The organism is Achromobacter sp. FW305-C-13 (assembly GCF_058783475.1).
Window position 1 is genome coordinate 203,048 of sequence record NZ_JBYSYN010000004.1, and the last position, 15,819, is coordinate 218,866.

At 66.1% G+C, this 15,819-nt stretch carries 17 protein-coding genes; 6 read left to right on the forward strand and 11 right to left on the reverse strand.

Going from position 1 to position 15,819, the window contains the following annotated elements:
• Positions 1-20: 20 nt before the first annotated feature.
• From siaD to AC3WMU_RS24605, 9 genes are all read right to left on the reverse strand, one after another.
• Positions 21-818: a biofilm regulation diguanylate cyclase SiaD gene (siaD, locus tag AC3WMU_RS24565; protein ID WP_006228046.1), complete on the reverse strand. Its 798-nt coding sequence runs from the start codon at positions 816-818 to the stop codon at positions 21-23.
• Complete coding sequence (siaC, locus tag AC3WMU_RS24570; RefSeq protein WP_006228045.1) at positions 815-1,192, reverse strand: biofilm regulation phosphoprotein SiaC; 378 nt, start codon at positions 1,190-1,192, stop codon at positions 815-817. The genes siaD and siaC overlap by 4 nt, the downstream gene beginning before the upstream one ends.
• Positions 1,193-1,232: 40 nt before the next feature.
• Positions 1,233-1,772, reverse strand: coding sequence for a biofilm regulation protein kinase SiaB (gene siaB, locus AC3WMU_RS24575; RefSeq protein WP_006228044.1), 540 nt, complete (start codon positions 1,770-1,772; stop codon positions 1,233-1,235).
• A gap of 22 nt (positions 1,773-1,794) precedes the next feature.
• A complete protein-coding gene (gene siaA, locus AC3WMU_RS24580) occupies positions 1,795-3,783 on the reverse strand; it encodes a biofilm regulation protein phosphatase SiaA (protein WP_006228043.1) in 1,989 nt (662 codons plus the stop codon).
• A gap of 230 nt (positions 3,784-4,013) precedes the next feature.
• The gene (locus AC3WMU_RS24585) at positions 4,014-4,718 is read right to left on the reverse strand and encodes an ABC transporter ATP-binding protein (protein ID WP_006228042.1); all 705 of its coding nucleotides are present in this window, start codon (positions 4,716-4,718) and stop codon (positions 4,014-4,016) included.
• Entirely contained in the window at positions 4,718-5,494 is a 777-nt protein-coding gene (locus AC3WMU_RS24590) for an ABC transporter ATP-binding protein (RefSeq protein ID WP_492283087.1), read from the reverse strand. The genes AC3WMU_RS24585 and AC3WMU_RS24590 overlap by 1 nt, the downstream gene beginning before the upstream one ends.
• On the reverse strand, positions 5,491-6,453 hold the full coding sequence (locus AC3WMU_RS24595; RefSeq protein ID WP_006228039.1) for a branched-chain amino acid ABC transporter permease: 963 nt from the start codon (positions 6,451-6,453) through the stop codon (positions 5,491-5,493). Before AC3WMU_RS24595 ends, AC3WMU_RS24590 begins: the two co-directional genes overlap by 4 nt.
• Before the next feature lie 2 nt (positions 6,454-6,455).
• Positions 6,456-7,376: a branched-chain amino acid ABC transporter permease gene (locus AC3WMU_RS24600; protein WP_006228038.1), complete on the reverse strand. Its 921-nt coding sequence runs from the start codon at positions 7,374-7,376 to the stop codon at positions 6,456-6,458.
• A gap of 203 nt (positions 7,377-7,579) precedes the next feature.
• Entirely contained in the window at positions 7,580-8,743 is a 1,164-nt protein-coding gene (locus tag AC3WMU_RS24605) for an ABC transporter substrate-binding protein (RefSeq protein WP_006228037.1), read from the reverse strand.
• Between the two features lie 282 nt (positions 8,744-9,025).
• Here AC3WMU_RS24605 and AC3WMU_RS24610 point away from each other — a divergent pair, with 282 nt between their 5' ends.
• The 6 genes from AC3WMU_RS24610 (at position 9,026) to AC3WMU_RS24635 (ending at position 14,310) form a co-directional block, all read left to right on the forward strand.
• Positions 9,026-9,214: a hypothetical protein gene (locus AC3WMU_RS24610; RefSeq protein ID WP_006228036.1), complete on the forward strand. Its 189-nt coding sequence runs from the start codon at positions 9,026-9,028 to the stop codon at positions 9,212-9,214.
• Positions 9,207-9,701: a MarR family winged helix-turn-helix transcriptional regulator gene (locus AC3WMU_RS24615; protein WP_006228035.1), complete on the forward strand. Its 495-nt coding sequence runs from the start codon at positions 9,207-9,209 to the stop codon at positions 9,699-9,701. Before AC3WMU_RS24610 ends, AC3WMU_RS24615 begins: the two co-directional genes overlap by 8 nt.
• A gap of 54 nt (positions 9,702-9,755) precedes the next feature.
• Complete coding sequence (locus tag AC3WMU_RS24620; protein ID WP_492283088.1) at positions 9,756-10,796, forward strand: hypothetical protein; 1,041 nt, start codon at positions 9,756-9,758, stop codon at positions 10,794-10,796.
• A 110-nt stretch (positions 10,797-10,906) separates the two neighbouring features.
• Positions 10,907-12,133, forward strand: coding sequence for a bifunctional glutamate N-acetyltransferase/amino-acid acetyltransferase ArgJ (argJ, locus tag AC3WMU_RS24625; RefSeq protein ID WP_492283089.1), 1,227 nt, complete (start codon positions 10,907-10,909; stop codon positions 12,131-12,133).
• 355 nt (positions 12,134-12,488) lie between these two features.
• On the forward strand, positions 12,489-13,355 hold the full coding sequence (locus AC3WMU_RS24630; RefSeq protein ID WP_006228032.1) for an ATP-binding protein: 867 nt from the start codon (positions 12,489-12,491) through the stop codon (positions 13,353-13,355).
• A complete protein-coding gene (locus AC3WMU_RS24635; protein WP_492283090.1) occupies positions 13,348-14,310 on the forward strand; it encodes a Nudix family hydrolase in 963 nt (320 codons plus the stop codon). Before AC3WMU_RS24630 ends, AC3WMU_RS24635 begins: the two co-directional genes overlap by 8 nt.
• Positions 14,311-14,355: 45 nt before the next feature.
• Here AC3WMU_RS24635 and AC3WMU_RS24640 read toward each other — a convergent pair whose 3' ends face one another.
• Positions 14,356-15,096, reverse strand: coding sequence for a branched-chain amino acid ABC transporter ATP-binding protein (locus AC3WMU_RS24640; protein WP_006228030.1), 741 nt, complete (start codon positions 15,094-15,096; stop codon positions 14,356-14,358).
• 1 nt (position 15,097) lies between these two features.
• Complete coding sequence (locus AC3WMU_RS24645; protein WP_006228029.1) at positions 15,098-15,805, reverse strand: ABC transporter ATP-binding protein; 708 nt, start codon at positions 15,803-15,805, stop codon at positions 15,098-15,100.
• Between the last annotated feature and the right edge of the window lie 14 nt (positions 15,806-15,819).

Sequence of the window (15,819 nt, forward strand, 5' to 3'; positions counted from 1 at the left end):
TACAGCTGTTCCGGTTTCATTCAGCGCTTTGGAAAACCAAGCGTGACGCGGTCTCGGCCGTCCTGCTTGGCCAGGTACAGCGCCTGGTCAGCACGACTGAGCGTTTCCGAGAAAGTCTCTCCCAACTGGTGATGCGCCATGCCGATGCTGACCGTCAACCGCAATACCTCGTCGCCCGCCGCCACCGCCAGCCCGCGCACCGCGCCGACCAGCCGATCCATGACGCCCTGGGCGGCGTCGGGCTGCGTGTGGGGCAGCAGCACCAGGAATTCCTCACCGCCCCAACGTCCGCACAAATCGTATTCGCGCAGGCTCTCGCGCATCACGCCGGCCAGCTCGACCAGCGCGCGGTCGCCCGTCTCGTGCCCATAGCGGTCATTGACCGCCTTGAAATGGTCCACGTCCAGCATGGCGACGACAAAACTCTCGCCGCTGCGCGAGGCGCGCTCGACTTCCTGCTTGATCATTTCCATCAAGGCGCGACGGTTCAGCAGGCTGGTCAGCGGATCGCGGCTGGAGGTTTCTTCCAGCGCCGCGTTCAGGTCGCGCATCATGTTCTGGTAGTGGTCGGAGATCCGTGCGATGCGGGTCAATCGGCGCAACTGCCGGTCGAATTGGTCGCACAAGCCCAGTTCGCGCTCGTGCGCCATGGACTGGTAGGCATCCGACAACTGGGTCACGCGTTCGATACGGGCCATCTGCTCGGCCGTATGCCGCCACAGCGCCTCGAGCGCTTCGCGCAGCGGATGGCCTTCATAGGCGGGGTCCGCCAGCAGTTCGGTGATGCGTCGATCCAGCTCGGCGGCGCCCGGTTTCATTCGCGGCCAACCACCGAGAACGGAAAAGTGCAGTCTTCCTTGAATTCCTCGGCCAGTTCGCCGACGCGTTCATTGCGCTTGTCGTAGAACCAGGTCACGCTGACCTGACGGCCTTTGCCGTGGGCCGCTTCGAGGACGTCGAAGATGTCCATGACGGACTTGATGCTGCTGGTGTTCAGATACAGCAGTTCCAGTTCCAGGCTCAGCGGGGCGGTCGTGCCCAGCAGATACGCCTCGACCCACTCGATCACGGGTCCGAACAGTTCGAAGGAATTCTCGGGATAGGAGTCGCCGCGCATCGCCAGCACGCCGGCGGCGGCATCGGCGGTGATGGCGGGCGTGGACTGCGTCCCGGGAATGTTCAGATCTTTCATCAAATACTCCGAAAATAATTCTTGAATGCCTGCGGAGCCCTCAGATCACTACGCTCAGGCTGAAGAACGCCTGTCCTTCCTGCGCAGCGGGCGTCAGGCTGGCTTCCAGCGGGGCGCCAGCGCGCCGGGCGATATCGATCAGCCCCAGACCCGCGCCCGAGGCAACGCCTTGGGTGCGCGGCTTGTGCAGCTGCGTCTTGTATTCAGCCTTCAGGGCCGCCTTGTCCAGCGCGGCCAGTTCCTGGATCCGGGCAACCAGCGCATGGCCGTCATCGGACTTGACCAGATTGCCCGCCGACACCACGTAGCGGCTTTCATCGCGGCGGCCGATCACGACGGTGGCCGAGGCCTCGGCGTCTCCGTTGGCGGCAGCGTACTGGCGGATGTTCTGGATCATCTCGATGTACACCGAGAACACGTCCATTGCTTCGGCCGGGCGCACATGTTCGGCGTTCAGGTAATTCTTGAGCGCGTTGCCGATTTCCTCGATCAGGCTGCGGGAGATCGGCCCGTTGAAGCACAGCAGGGTGCGGTTCTGATTGAACCGTTCGCCCAGCGCGTAGAGATCGGAGGCATTCATAGCGGTACCGCCCTGATAACGTTTATTCGAAACGGAAAGACAGCAAGGTGATGTCGTCACGCTGGGGACGGCCACCTTGATATTCGGCCAGCGCTTGGGTAAACGCGGCGGCCTGTTCAGTTAACGGCTGCCGCGCGTGTCTCTTGAGCATATCCGCGAAACGCGTGTTGCCGAACCCGAATCCGTGCTCGCCGCCCGCCTGGTCCAGGAAGCCGTCGGTGGCCAGGTAATAGGTCCAGCCCGGCTCCATCTGCAGCTCGATATTCTCGTAGACCCCGGCGCGTTTGTCGCCCAGCGCGCGCCGGCCGCCGGGGATCTCGCGCAAGGTATCGCCATCGCTGGCGTACAGGCTGATCTTCGCACCCGCATACCGCAGGCGTCCGGTCTGGCGGTCAATATATACCAGGCCCGCATCGGTGTTGGTGGCCAGCGCCCGGGGCAATTGCGCATCCGCAAGCATGGCGCGAATGGCGGCGTCGGTGCGAGTCAACACGCCTGCGGGATCGCCGGGGCCGACCTCGGTGATCGCCAGGTCGATGGCGGCGCGCGCCAGCATGGTCATCAGCGCACCCGGCACGCCGTGGCCCGCGCAGTCCATGATGCCCAAGAGGCAATTGACGCCGTCCGAGCGGAAGACATAGAAGTCGCCGCCCACCACGTCGCGCGGCTTCCACAGCACGAAGTGGTGCGCGCCCAGGGACTGCGTCAGTTGGCGGTCCGGCAGGATGGCGCGCTGGATCAGGCTGGCGTAGTCGATGGAGTCGCCGATCTTCTTGTGCGCGGCGGCCATGGCGCGATTGGCGTCTTCCAGTTCGGAGGTGCGTTCGCGCACCTTCGTTTCCAGTTCGGCCGTGTGCTGGCGGACCTTGTCGGCCATGACGCCGAAGGCCCGGCTCAGGTCGCCGATCTCGTCTTGGCCGCCCGGGGGCAGGCGCACGTCGTAGCTGCCGTCCGCGATCGCGCGGGCCGACTGCTGCAGGCGGCGCAAGGGGCGCAGCATCAACCGCTCGATGGCATAGCCGAAGCACAGCAGCATGGCGGCAAACAGCACCGCCAGGCCGATGGCCGCCGGCCAGAGCCAACCGGTGTCCAGCACGCGGGCCGCCCCCAGGTCCACGACGGTCAACACATGCCAGTGCAGCTCGGGCATGTAGGCCACGGACATCAGCTGGCGCGTCCCGTCCATCTTCACCCAGGCGGACTGCACCGATTGCGGATCGGCCTGGGCCGCGTGCATGGCCGAGCGCAACTCCTCCCGCCCCGGGCCGTCGTCCAGCAGGTTGAACACCCTGCCCCGGCCGTCGGCCGCGCCGCTTGCGCCCGAGTTGTAGGCGATGAGGGTCGCGTCCATGTGCGCCTGGATGGCGCCTTCTTCGTCCACGATGATGGGCGTGACGCCGGGCTGGCCGCTGTTGACGAAGTCGCGCAGGAAGCCACCCACGTCCAGGCCGGCGCCGGTCAGGCCGACGACCTTGTCGCCATCGCGCACCTGCACGTTGATCCAGACCTTGGTGGTCTTGAGCTTTAAGTCGGGGTTGACGTTGATGTTGTATTTGGCCGGCGACTTCAGCGTGGCGTAGAACCAGCCGTCGTCCGCAGCGCCCGGGCTCAGCGTATAGCGCGGCGCTTCGGACAGCGGCTGGTCGTCGTTGAAGTAGTAGTGCCCGCTGGCGGCGCTGGCGATGAAGTAGGCCCGGCCCAGCAGATCGCGGCGGTAGCCGTCGGCTTCGCGGAAGAAGAGCTCGCGGGCGGCCGGATCGCTTTCATTGCGCAGCCAACGGCGAGTGACTTCACTGTCGGCCAGGCGTTGCGACAGGGCCAGTTCGCGCGACACCGGCGCCAGGATGCGTTGGCGGTTCAGTTGCGTGAAGTTGTCGGCGAATGCCCGCCCGAAGTGGTCTCGGACCCCATCCAGCACCAGCCAGCCGATCACGGCGGCGGACGCCAAGGCGATCACGCATGCCAACAGCAGCGCCATCAATGATTTTTTGCGCAAACCCCATTTCGCCATGCGAAGTCTTCCTGACAGCTTGATAAGACGTGACGTGCGTACCCGCCCTGAAGGCACGATAGGGGTCAGGCGCGCTAAGTGTAGAGAACAGCGGGGTCAAATGAAACAGGCACAAACGTCTGGATGCGTTCCAGACACCTTAAGTTTCAGCTCAGCAATGTAAATACGGGTTTATTGCGTTTTATATCGTATTTTTTACGAGTGACCCCGCGGGCGATGCGGCTTTATTACTACACGCCCAGATAGCGTTCCCATAGGCCGCGGTCGGCATCCAGCGCCCGCGAGTCGCCCGTCCACACGACTTTGCCGCGCTCCAGGATGACATGCTGATCCGCCAGGCTCAGCAACCTTTCGACATATTTGTCGATGACGAGGATGGTCTGCCCTGCCTGGCGCAGGCGCGCCAGGCAGTTCCAGATCTCTTCGCGGATCTTGGGCGCCAGGCCTTCCGTGGCCTCGTCCAGGATCAGCAGCCGGGGATTGGTCACCAGCGCCCGGCCGATGGCCAGCATCTGCTGTTCGCCCCCCGAGAGCTGGTTGCCCATGTTGCGGGCGCGTTCGGCCAGCCGGGGGAAAAGTTCGAAGACGCGTTCGGGCGTCCAGGGTTCGCCGATATCGGGGTTGCGCGCGGCGACGAAGGCGGTCAGGTGCTCGCGCACGGTCAGGTTGGGAAAGCACTGCCGCCCTTCGGGGACGATGGCCACGCCGACGCGGGCAATGCGGTCCGGGCTCCAGCCGCTGATGTCCTGCCCCGCAAAATGGATCTTGCCGCCACGCAGCGGCAATTGCCCGAACAGGGTGCGCAGCAGCGTGGTCTTGCCCATGCCATTGCGGCCCAGCAAGGTCACGACCTGCCCCGCGCCGATCTGCAGGTCCACGCCGAACAGGACCTGGCTGGCGCCGTAGCCGCTCTGGGCCGATTCGATGGTGAGCATCATGCCGTCTCCTCGTCGCCCAGGTAGGCTTGCCGCACTTCCGGGTTGGCGCGGATCTCGTCGGGGGTGCCGGTCGCGATGACGCGGCCATACACCAGCACCGACAGGCGGTCGGCCAGGCGGAACACCGCCTGCATATCGTGTTCGACCAACAGCATGGCGGCCCGGCCCCGCAGGGTTTCGATCAATTCGGTCAGTCGGACGGTTTCGTCCGGCCCCATGCCGGCCATGGGCTCGTCCAGCAGCAGGACGCTGGGCCGGGCGGCCAGCGCCAGCGCGAACTCCACCTTGCGCTGCTCGCCGTGCGGCAAGGTGCCCGCCGGGCGGTCCAGCAGGCTGGCGTCGATGGCGCATTCCCGGGCCAGTTCGCGCGCCTGTTCATATAGCGCGGATTCGGCCGCGCGCGGTTTCCAGAATCGGAAGCTGCTGCCCGCGTGCGCCTGCACCGCCAGCACCAGGTTGTCCAGCACGCTGGACTGCTTGAAGATATTGGTGATCTGGTAGGACCGCGACAGCCCGGCCGACACGCGTTGATGCGCATTCATGCCAGTGACGTCGCGCCCGCCCACGGTCAGCGTGCCGGAATCGGCCGCCAGCGTGCCGGACAGCAGGTGGATCAGCGTCGACTTGCCGGCGCCGTTGGGGCCGATCAAGGCGTGAATCTCGCCCGGGTTCAAGGACAGCGACACATTGTCGGAGGCGACCAGCGCGCCGAAACGACGGACCAGCCCGGTCGCCTGCAACGCAGGCGCGGTGGCGTTGATAGACGGATTCATGATCCCACCTTGCCGGATTGGGCCGCGGCGCGTCCGCCGAACAATGGGCCGAACAGGCCCACCAGGCCGCGCGGCGCGCCGAACACCACGCACAGCAGCAGCACGCCCAGCGGCAGGTGCCAGTATTCGGTCCACAGGCGCAGCACTTCTTCCAGCGTCAGCATCACGACCGCGCCGGCAACACCGCCCCAGCGCAAGCCGATACCCCCCACCAGCACCATGATCAGCAAGTTGGCCGACTGCGTCCAATGCATCAGGCTGGGCGAGATGAACAGGTTGTGGTTGGCCAGCAGGGCGCCAGCCAGGCCGGCCGCCGCCCCACTCAAGGTAAAGGCCGCCAGCTTGATGCGGTAGACCGGGTAGCCCATGGATTCCATGCGCGACTCGTTCTCGCGGATACCTTGCAGGGCCGTGCCGAAGCGCGAGGACACCACGCGGCTGAACCCCCACATGAGCAGCGCGAACAACACCAGCACCAGGTAATAGAAGCTGACGTCATGGGACAGATCGATGCCCGGCAGCGTGGAATAGCCCGGCAGGTTCAACCCGTCTTCGCCGCCGTATTGGCGCAGCGAGATAAAGATGTAGAACAGCATCTGCGCGAACGCCAGCGTGATCATGATGAAGTACACGCCGCGGGTGCGCAGCGAAATCGCCCCCGTGATGGCCGCCAGCACGCCTGCCAGCAGCATCGCCACCGGCCAGACGATCAGCGCCGACGTGATGCCCGACATCGCCAGGATGCCGACCGCGTAGGCGCCCGCGCCAAAGAACGCGGCGTGCCCCAGCGCCACCATGCCGCCATAGCCCAGGATCAGGTTGAGACTGGTCGCAGCCAGCGCGTAGATCAGCACGCGCCGCACGAATGAAATGTAGAAGTCCAGGCCAAGCGCCGGCGCCACCAGCGGAAACACCGCCAGCGCCGCCAGAAGGACCACGGTCCAGATGGTGGTTCTCATCGTCAACCCCGCGCCGGAAACAGGCCGGAGGGCCGGAACACCAGCACAGCCGCCATCAATACATAAATAGCGATGGCGGCCAACGTCGGACCGACGCTGGAGGCCACAGCCGGAGAAAAAACCTGGCGCAGCAGCATCGGCAGGAAGGCCCGCCCTGCCGTGTCCACCATGCCCACCAGCAGGGCGCCAACGAAGGCGCCGCGGATCGAGCCGATCCCGCCGATCACGATGCACACCAGCACCAGGATCAGGATTTCTTCGCCCATGCCCACCTGCACCGACGTGATCGGCCCCAGCAGGGCCCCGGCGACGGCGGCCAGCATGGCGCCCAGCACGAAGACGCCCAGGAACAGCAGCGGCACGCGCACACCCATCAGCGTCGCCATCTGGCGGTTGGAGGCGCCGGCCCGCACCAGCACGCCCGCGCGGGTGCGCGTCACGAACCAGTACAGCCCCGCGGCGGCGGCCACGCCGAACACGATGATCATCAGGCGATAGGCGGGATAGAGCAGGTCCGGCAACAGGCGCACCGGGCCGGACAGCACGGCCGGCATGTTGAGCATGACGGGGGCCGGGCCCCAGATCATCTTGACGAGATCATTGGCGATCAGGATGACGGCGTAGGTGCCCAGCACCTGCGCCAGGTGATCGCGCAGCGCCAGGCGGCGGATCAGCGTCAGTTCCAGCGCCACGCCAACCACGCCGGTCGCCACGGCAGCCACCAGGACGGCGGCGGTGAATGAACCGGTGCGCTGCATGGTTTCAGCGGCAACATAGGCGCCGGCCATGTAGAGCGAGCCGTGAGCCAGATTCATGATGTCCATGATGCCGAACACCAGGGTCAGCCCGGCCGCGATCAAAAACAACATCAACCCAAACTGAAGACCGTTCAGCAATTGCTCGACGATCAGCGTAAACGTCATGAACACTACCCCCTGCCGCAAATCGCCGATGGCGTCGCTCGCGGCCAAATCACCAAACCACCTGGTTATGCCTCACGCGGCCCGCCCTGCGCAGCCCACGAAACGTGCCCGCCCGAGCGGGGTCGCGCGGAGCCGGCTTCGCCGGTCCGCAGCGACGCCCCCCTTGAGGGGGAAGCGCGCAGCGCGTCGGGGGTGGGCCCTACTTACAGCTTGCAGTCGCCTACGTAGACGTCCTGGTACTTGTCGAACACCTTGCCCACCAGCTTGTTGGTGATGCGGCCGCTGCCGTCCTTGTCGACGACGCGCAGGTAGTAGGCCTGGATCGGGTAGTGGTTCTTGCCGTAGGTGAAGCTGCCGCGCACCGACGGGTAGTCGGCTTTTTCCAGCGCGCGGATGACGGCCTCGCGGTCGGAGGCCTTGCCGCCGGCCTGCTTGACCGCGGCATCCATGGCCATGATGACGTCGTAGGCCTGAGCGGCGTACACGGACGGGTAGCGGCCGTTGTATTCCTTGCGGAAGGCATCCACGAAGATCTTGTTCTGCGGCACGTCCAGGTCATGCGCCCATTGCGCGGTGTTGTACATGCCCAGCATGGGGTCGCCCACGGCCTGGATCACGTCTTCGTCGGCCGAGAAACCCGGGCCGATCAGCTTGACGCTTTGCGATAGGCCGGCCGACACGAACTGCTTGACGAAGTTGATGCCCATGCCGCCCGGCAGGAAGATATAGACCGCGTCCGGCTTGGCGGCGCGAATCTGCGCGATCTCGGCGGCGTAGTCGATCTGGCCCAGCTTGGTGTAGACCTCGTCGCCCGGGGCGGTCTTGTAGCCGCGCTTGAAGCCGGTCAGCGCGTCTTTGCCCGCCGGGTAGTCCGGGGCCATGATGAACATCTTCTTGAAGCCGCGGTCCGCCGCGACCTTGCCCGCCGCTTCGTGGAAGGCGTCGTTCTGGTAGGACGTGCCGAACCAGTAGTTGTTGCACTGGGCGCCGGCGAACTGGCTGGGGCCGGGGTTGTTCGACAGGTAGGGCACCTTGGCCGCGAACAGCGCGGGGCCGACGGCCAGCGCCACGTTCGAGCCGATGGGGCCGGTGAAGAAATCGATCTTGTCGCGCTGGATGTAGCGGGTGACGAGTTGGCGGGCCTGGTCGGGGTTGCCGCCCATGTCGGTCTGCACGAATTCGGCGGGCTGTCCGCCCAGCTTGCTGCCCAGTTGCTTGATGGCCAGGTTGAAGCCGTCTCGGGCTTCGGCGCCCAGCGCCGAGAACGGGCCGGAGATATCGTTGGCGATGCCGACCTTGACGGTGTCTGCCATGGCCACGGCCGGCACCAGCGCGGCGACGGCGATAAGGGAAGTGATCAAACGCATGGTGGTGTGCTCCGTGCGCGAGCCCGCGCAGAGGGTGTTCTTATAGAGGGTGCGATTCGAATGACTTCTGTGCCCGGCCTGCCGGCGCCATTGCGCCGCCGTCAAACTGGCTTGCAAAGATATTGCTTGCTACGCCACGATCCCGTTGTGAGAGCATAGGGAAAACTGGCGCGGTTCATAGTTTAGGTTTAAAGTATTCTCCAAAACAAGACTAGGGTTTTTACCAAAGGGTTTTTACTAGGCCAGTCAATAGCCGGCCTGATAACACTGAAATCTACCGCCATGGTTACCCTCTACCGCCACGTTGACCGCGCAGACTTGGACGTCCACTACAACGCACACGCGACAGTACCCGACATCGTGCTGACGCTCAACGCCTCCCCCAGCCCGCTGACCCGCGCCCGCTTCAAGCAGATGGGTCTGGCGCCCGCTTCCTCACGCATTCCCGGTATCCTCCCTAGCCATGACTGACGCTCCCGACCTGGAATCCCGCGCCGCGCCCGATGACCACCACGCGCTGCGCCTGTGGCTGCGCATGCTGACCTGCGCCAATCTCATCGAAGGCGAGATCCGCAGCCGCCTGCGCAACGACTTCGACACGACGCTGCCCCGCTTCGACCTGATGGCGCAATTGCAGCGCGCCCCCAAGGGCATGAAGATGGGTGACCTGTCGCGCCACATGATGGTCACCAACGGCAATATCACCGGCATCACCGACCAGTTGGAAAAGGAAGGACTGGTCGTGCGCACCAAGGTGGAATCCGACCGCCGCAGTTCGCTGATCAAACTGACGCCGCAGGGCAAGAAGACGTTCGCCCGCATGGCGCGCGCCCACGAGTCCTGGGTCAAGTCCATGTTCGGCGATCTGCCCGAATCCACCCGCAACGCGCTGTTCCAGGCCCTGGGCGAGCTCAAGCTGCAGGTGGTCGCCACCCGTTCCGAATCCGCCAAGAGCTAGACGCTGCGCCGAGGGCGCTGAAATCCGCGCCCGGTTTGGCGCATAATTGCCGCCATGATTCCGGTTTCTCTTCCTGGCGGTAATTTCTATGTGCTGATGGCGGCCTCGCTGGCCTGCCTCGCCACGTTGCTGACCTGGCTGGCCGTCCTGGCCACCACGCGCAACGCGCGGCTCTGGCTGGGCGAGCACCGGCGCACCGGCACCGCGCTGATGGCCTTCCTGGCGCTGATCGGCGCCATCTTTCCCTACCAGCAGTTCAGCCTGTGGTTCGCCGCCCAGCGCGACGCCCAGGCCGACGCCGGCCGCAAGACGACGCTGGCCCACGCCGCCCGCCTGGCCGGCGTGGACATGCCGGCAGGCACCGTGCTCAGCCTGACCCGGCCGGGCGAACTGGCCTCGTTCGACCGCGCCGTGTTTCCCCAGACCCAGCCCGCCCCCATCCTGGGCGTGGCCGCCACCCAACTGTTTCGCTACCCCGCCACGCCCAAGCAGCCCGAGACCCTGTCGGCCGAGATTGCCCGCGACCAGGCGCAGGAAGGCTGGCTGTGCGCGCACGGCCACCGGATCGAATTCGTGATGCAGGGAGGCCAGCCCCGATTCGCCAGTTGCCACCTTGCCATCGGCAACACGCTGGACCAGCAGCCCGTGCCCCCGGGGGCCTGGCTGAAGGTCGACGAGGCGGCGCGCGGCACGGCGCCGGATGCGCCCGGGTCCACGGCGCGCTGGCTGCTGCGCACCGAAGGCAGCGAAGCCCTGACCCTGCGCCAGATGCCGCTGCTGAAGGTGGACATGCACCTGGACGGCCAACGCCGCATCCTGGATTTCGAAGGCCTGCTGGCGCGCGAGACCGTGCTGGGCGCCATGACCTACCCGCCCGGCACCCGCGTGCTGGCCGCGAACCCGCGCCTGCCCGGCGCCCAGCCGGGCGACCTGCTGTTTTCGCCGTCGCGCGGCCGTTCGGCGCGGCGCACCGGCGGTGAAGACGTCGCAGCTGGCCTGTCGGTACTGCAAGCCCCGGACGGCACCGTGCGCAGCGTGCTCAGCAACCGCGAGGCCGGAGTGCTGGACGTGGCCGCTATGCGGATGGCCCCCTGACCGGCGCCTGACAAACCCCTGCCGCAAACCGGTGGGATAATACGAAACTTTCCCCCGCGCGCCGCCTTGCCTGGCGGCGATTCCGTCCTGCCCATTCAAGAGACGAAGTCATGGCCGTTAATTTGCAGATCCCCTCCGAGTCCGAAATTTTTCCTGTTGCCGGCATTGAAATCGGCGTCACCGAGGCCCGCATCCGCAAAGCCAACCGGCGCGACCTTACCGTCTTCCGCCTGGCCGAAGGCACGAGCGTAGCCGGCGTGTTCACGCGCAACCGCTTCTGCGCCGCGCCCGTGCAGGTCTGCCAGGCCCATCTGGCCGCCGGCGGCCCGATCAGCGCGCTGGTCATCAACACCGGCAACGCCAACGCCGGCACCGGCGAAGAAGGCCTGAAGAAAGCCAACGACACCTGCGCCGCGCTGGGCAAGCTGCTGGGCGTGCCGGCCACCGAGATCCTGCCGTTCTCCACCGGCGTCATCCTCGAGCCGCTGCCGCTGGACCGCCTGGTTGCCGGCCTGCCGGGCGCCATCGCCGACCTGGCGGCCGACCACTGGTCCAGCGCCGCCCACGGCATCATGACGACCGACACGCTGCCGAAGATCTCGTCGGCCAAGGTGCAGATCGATGGCAAGACCGTGACCTTCACCGGCATCAGCAAGGGCGCGGGCATGATCCGCCCCAACATGGCCACGATGCTCAGCTTCCTGGCGACCGACGCCGGCATCGCCCAGCCGCTGCTGCGCCGCCTGGCCGTGGAAATCGCCGACGCCTCGTTCAACCGCATCACGGTCGACGGCGACACGTCCACCAACGATTCCTTCATCATCGCCGCCACCGGCAAGTCGGGCGTGAACGTCAATAGCGAGTCCGACGCCGCCTACGCCGCCGTGCGCCAGGCCCTGACCGCCGCCGCGCTGGAGCTGGCCACGAAGATCGTGCGCGACGCCGAAGGCGCCACCAAGTTCATGACCATCCGCGTCGAAGAAGCCGGCACCACCGAGGAAGCGCTGAAGGTCGCCTACGCGGTCGCGCATTCGCCGCTGGTCAAGACCGCCTTCTTCGCGTCGGACCCCAACCTGGGCCGCATCCTGGCCGCGATCGGCTACGCCGGCATCGACGACCTGGACGTGTCCAACATCCGCCTGTGGCTGGACGACGTGCTGGTGGCCAAGAACGGCGGCCGCAACCCGGACTACCAGGAAGCCGACGGTCAACGCGTGATGAAGCAGGCCGAGATCTCGGTGCGCATCGCGCTGGGCCGCGGCGGCGTCAGCGACACGGTCTACACCTGCGACTTCTCGCACGAGTACGTGACCATCAACGCCGACTACCGTTCGTAAGGAAAGACGCTCCGGCCGTATGGGTGACCTTCACAGAGAAGCCGCCCGGCCGTAGGATGGGTGTAGCGCGAGAACGTCCAGGCAAGAACACGGATGCCCAACGCGCGAAACCCATCAGGCAGATGCTGGGTTATGGCTGAACCTGCCAAGAACTCGGCGCTGCCTGATGGGTTTCGCGCGACGACCGCCGGGGAACTTGCATCAAGACCCTCGCGCTCCACCCATCCTACAAGTCCACCGTGATGGCGGCGAAAAAAACCCCGCCGCGAGAGCGACGGACAGAAGTCCCGAGCAATAGCAACAAACAACAAAATGGCGGCGTGCGGAAACGCCGCTTTGCCCCGAGGATGCAGACGTGACCGCAACCGAATTTTCTACCCTCATCCAGCGCGCCGAGCGCGTGTTGGCGCAGCTTGAAGCCTTCCTGCCCCCGGCCACGCCGGAAATCGACTGGAGCGCGCACGCATTCCGCTGGCGTAAGCGCGGCTCGCGCGGCTGGCTGGATGCGGTACGCCATGTTGCCCGCATCGACATGGAGGACCTTCAGCACATCGAGCGCCAGAAGGCCACCATCGACCGCAACACCGTCCAGTTCCTCGCGCACAAGCCGGCCAACAACGTGCTGATGACGGGCGCCCGCGGCACCGGCAAAAGCTCGCTGGTCAAAGCCATGCTGGCCGCCTACGGCGACCGCGGGCTGCGCCTGATCGAAGTGGACAAGTCCGACCTGGGCGACCTGGCCGACATCGTCGAACTCGTCGCCTCGCGCCCCGAACGCTTCATCGTGTTCTGCGACGACCTGTCGTTCGAGGAAGGCGAACCCGGCTACAAGGCGCTGAAGTCCGTGCTGGACGGCTCGGTGTCTGCCTCGGGCGACAACGTGCTGATCTACGCCACGTCCAACCGGCGCCACCTGATGCCGGAATACATGAGCGAAAACCTGCAGGCCAAGCACCAGCCCGATGGCGAAATCCATCCGGGCGAAACGGTCGAAGAAAAGATCTCGCTGTCCGAGCGCTTCGGCCTGTGGCTGTCGTTCTACCCCTTCAAGCAGGACGACTATCTGGACATCGTCTACCACTGGCTGCGCGAGCTGGGCTGCCCGGAGGCGCACATCGAGCCTTCGCGCACCGAAGCGCTGCAATGGACGATCGAACGCGGTTCGCGTTCGGGCCGCGTGGCCTACCAGTTTGCGCGCGATTGGGCGGCCCGCCATGTCTGAGAAGATCGTCGACGTCGCCGCCGGCCTGATCCTGCGCGCCGACGGCATGCTGCTGCTGGGCCAGCGGCCCGAAGGCAAGCCATGGTCGGGCTGGTGGGAACTGCCGGGCGGCAAGCTCGAGCCGGGTGAAACCGTGCTGCAGGCGCTGGCCCGTGAATTGCAGGAAGAAATCGGCATCCGCGTCACGCAGTCGCGCCAGTGGGTCACCTACGTGCACGTCTACCCGCACACGACGGTCCGCCTGGCCTTCTGCCATGTCACCGGCTGGGAAGGCGAACCGCAAAGCCTGGAGAACCAGCGCCTGGAATGGGTGGATCCGGCCAACGCGGCCTCGGTGGGCGATCTGCTGCCCGCCACCCTGCCCCCGCTGCGCTGGCTGCAGCTGCCCACCACCTATGGCATCAGCTCGATCGGTTCGCGCGCAGGCGTGGCCGCCTTCCTGGGCCGTCTGGAAGCCGCGCTGGCGCGCGGCGTGAAGCTCGTGCAGTTTCGGGAACCGCAGTGGCCGGATGGCGCGGGCGCAAGCTCGCTGCATGAGGTGCTGCAACAGGTGGTCAAACGCTGCCAAGCGGCCGGCGCCCGCGTGCTGGTCAACAGCGCGCACCCTGCCGCCTGGTGGAAGGAAGCCGACGGCGTGCACCTGCGCACGGCGGACGCGGCGCGCCTGACCGCCCGCCCCGAATTGCCCAAGAACGCGCTGGTCGGCGTGTCGGCGCACGACAATGCCCAGGTCGTCCATGCCCGCGACCTTGGCGCTGACTTCGCAGTGCTGGGTCCCGTACTGGACACGCCCAGCCACCCCGGCGCGCAGACGCTGGGCTGGGAAGGCTTCGTGCAAGGCAACCGCGATGCCGGCATCCCGGTCTTCGCGCTGGGCGGGCAATCCACCCAGACCGTATCGCAGGCGCTGCGCCATGGCGCGCATGGCATTGCCGGGATACGCGGCGTCCTCTGACGCCGGCCCCGCCGGGGTGCGCCCCGGCGGGTTCCTGTCGACGCCTCAATCGATTTTGTAGTCCATCCACGAGGCGACCATCTCGCGCAGGCCGCCCTCTTCCTCGAACGCCTCGCGCGAGCCTTCCGCCTTGTTGCGTCCCAGTTCCAGGATGTACATGTAGTCGGACACCTCGGCGCAGCGCCGCACGTTCTGGTCCACCAGCACCACCGTCATGCCCTCGTCCGCGAAGCCCCGGATCAGCGCGTAGATTTCCTTGGAGATCTTGGGCGCCAGCATCGCCGTGGGCTCGTCCAGCAGGATCACCGACGGCTCGATCAGCAGGGCGCGTCCGAATTCCACGAACCGCTGCTGTCCGCCGCTCATGCTGGAGACGGGGTCGTTGCGCTTTTGCGCCAGGATGGGGAAACGGTCATAGACCGAGTCGATCCGCTGGCGCACCCGTGCCTTGTCGCCGCGGAACGGCCAGCAGCCCAGCAGCAGGTTGTCGTGCACGGACAGGTCGCCGAACAGGCTGCGGTGCTGCGGCACGAACGCCACGCCATGGCTGGCGCGCTCATGCGAGGGCTGCGCGCTGATGTCCTTGCCCCGCAGCGTGATACGCCCGGTGCGCGGCGGCAGAAAGCCGAACAGGGTCTTGAGCACCGTGGACTTGCCGGCGCCGTTGGGGCCGATCACACCGGTGACCTTGCCTGCGCGCGCCTGGACGTTGATGCGGTTCAGGATCGTGATGTCGCCGTGATAGGCCACGGTCACGTCTTCCAGCGCAAGGATGGCGGTGCTCATGTCAGGCTCCCAGATAGGCTTCGACCACCCGCGGGTCGGCGCGCACGTGATCGGCGTTGCCCTGGCTCAGGATGGCGCCTTCGTTCATGACGATGATGTGGTGGGACAGCTGGTAGATGGAGGTCAGGTCGTGCGAGACCAGCACCACCGAACAATCGTGCTCGGTGGGCAGTTCGCGGATCACCGAGATCAGCAGTTGCGCCAGCGCGGGATTCACCCCGGCGAACGGTTCGTCCAGCAGCACGACTTTCGGCCGCGCGACCATGATGCGCGCCAGTTCCACGAGCTTTTGCTGGCCGCCCGACAATTCTTCGGCGTAGTTGTGCCGCAGGCGGTGCAGCTCGACCTTATGCAGCCAATATTCGGATTGCGCGTAGCGCTCGTCGGCGCTGCGGCCCGCTTGCTGCTGCGCCACGTCCAGGTTGTCCAGCAGGCTGAGCTGGCGGAAGATGCGCGGCACCTGGAAGGTGCGGCCCACGCCCAACCGGGCCACTTCATGGACCTGCCGCCCGCCGATCTCGCGGCCGTCCAGTTCGATGCGGCCTTCGTCCGGCGTGTAGATGCCGTTGATGCAGTTGAGCATCGTGGTCTTGCCTGAGCCGTTCATGCCGATGATGCCCAGGATGGACCCCTTGGGCACCTCCAGATCCACGCCTTGCAACGCCACCAGGCCGCCAAAGCGCTTCTTGAGATTCGTGACTTTCAACATGCGTCCGTCTCCCG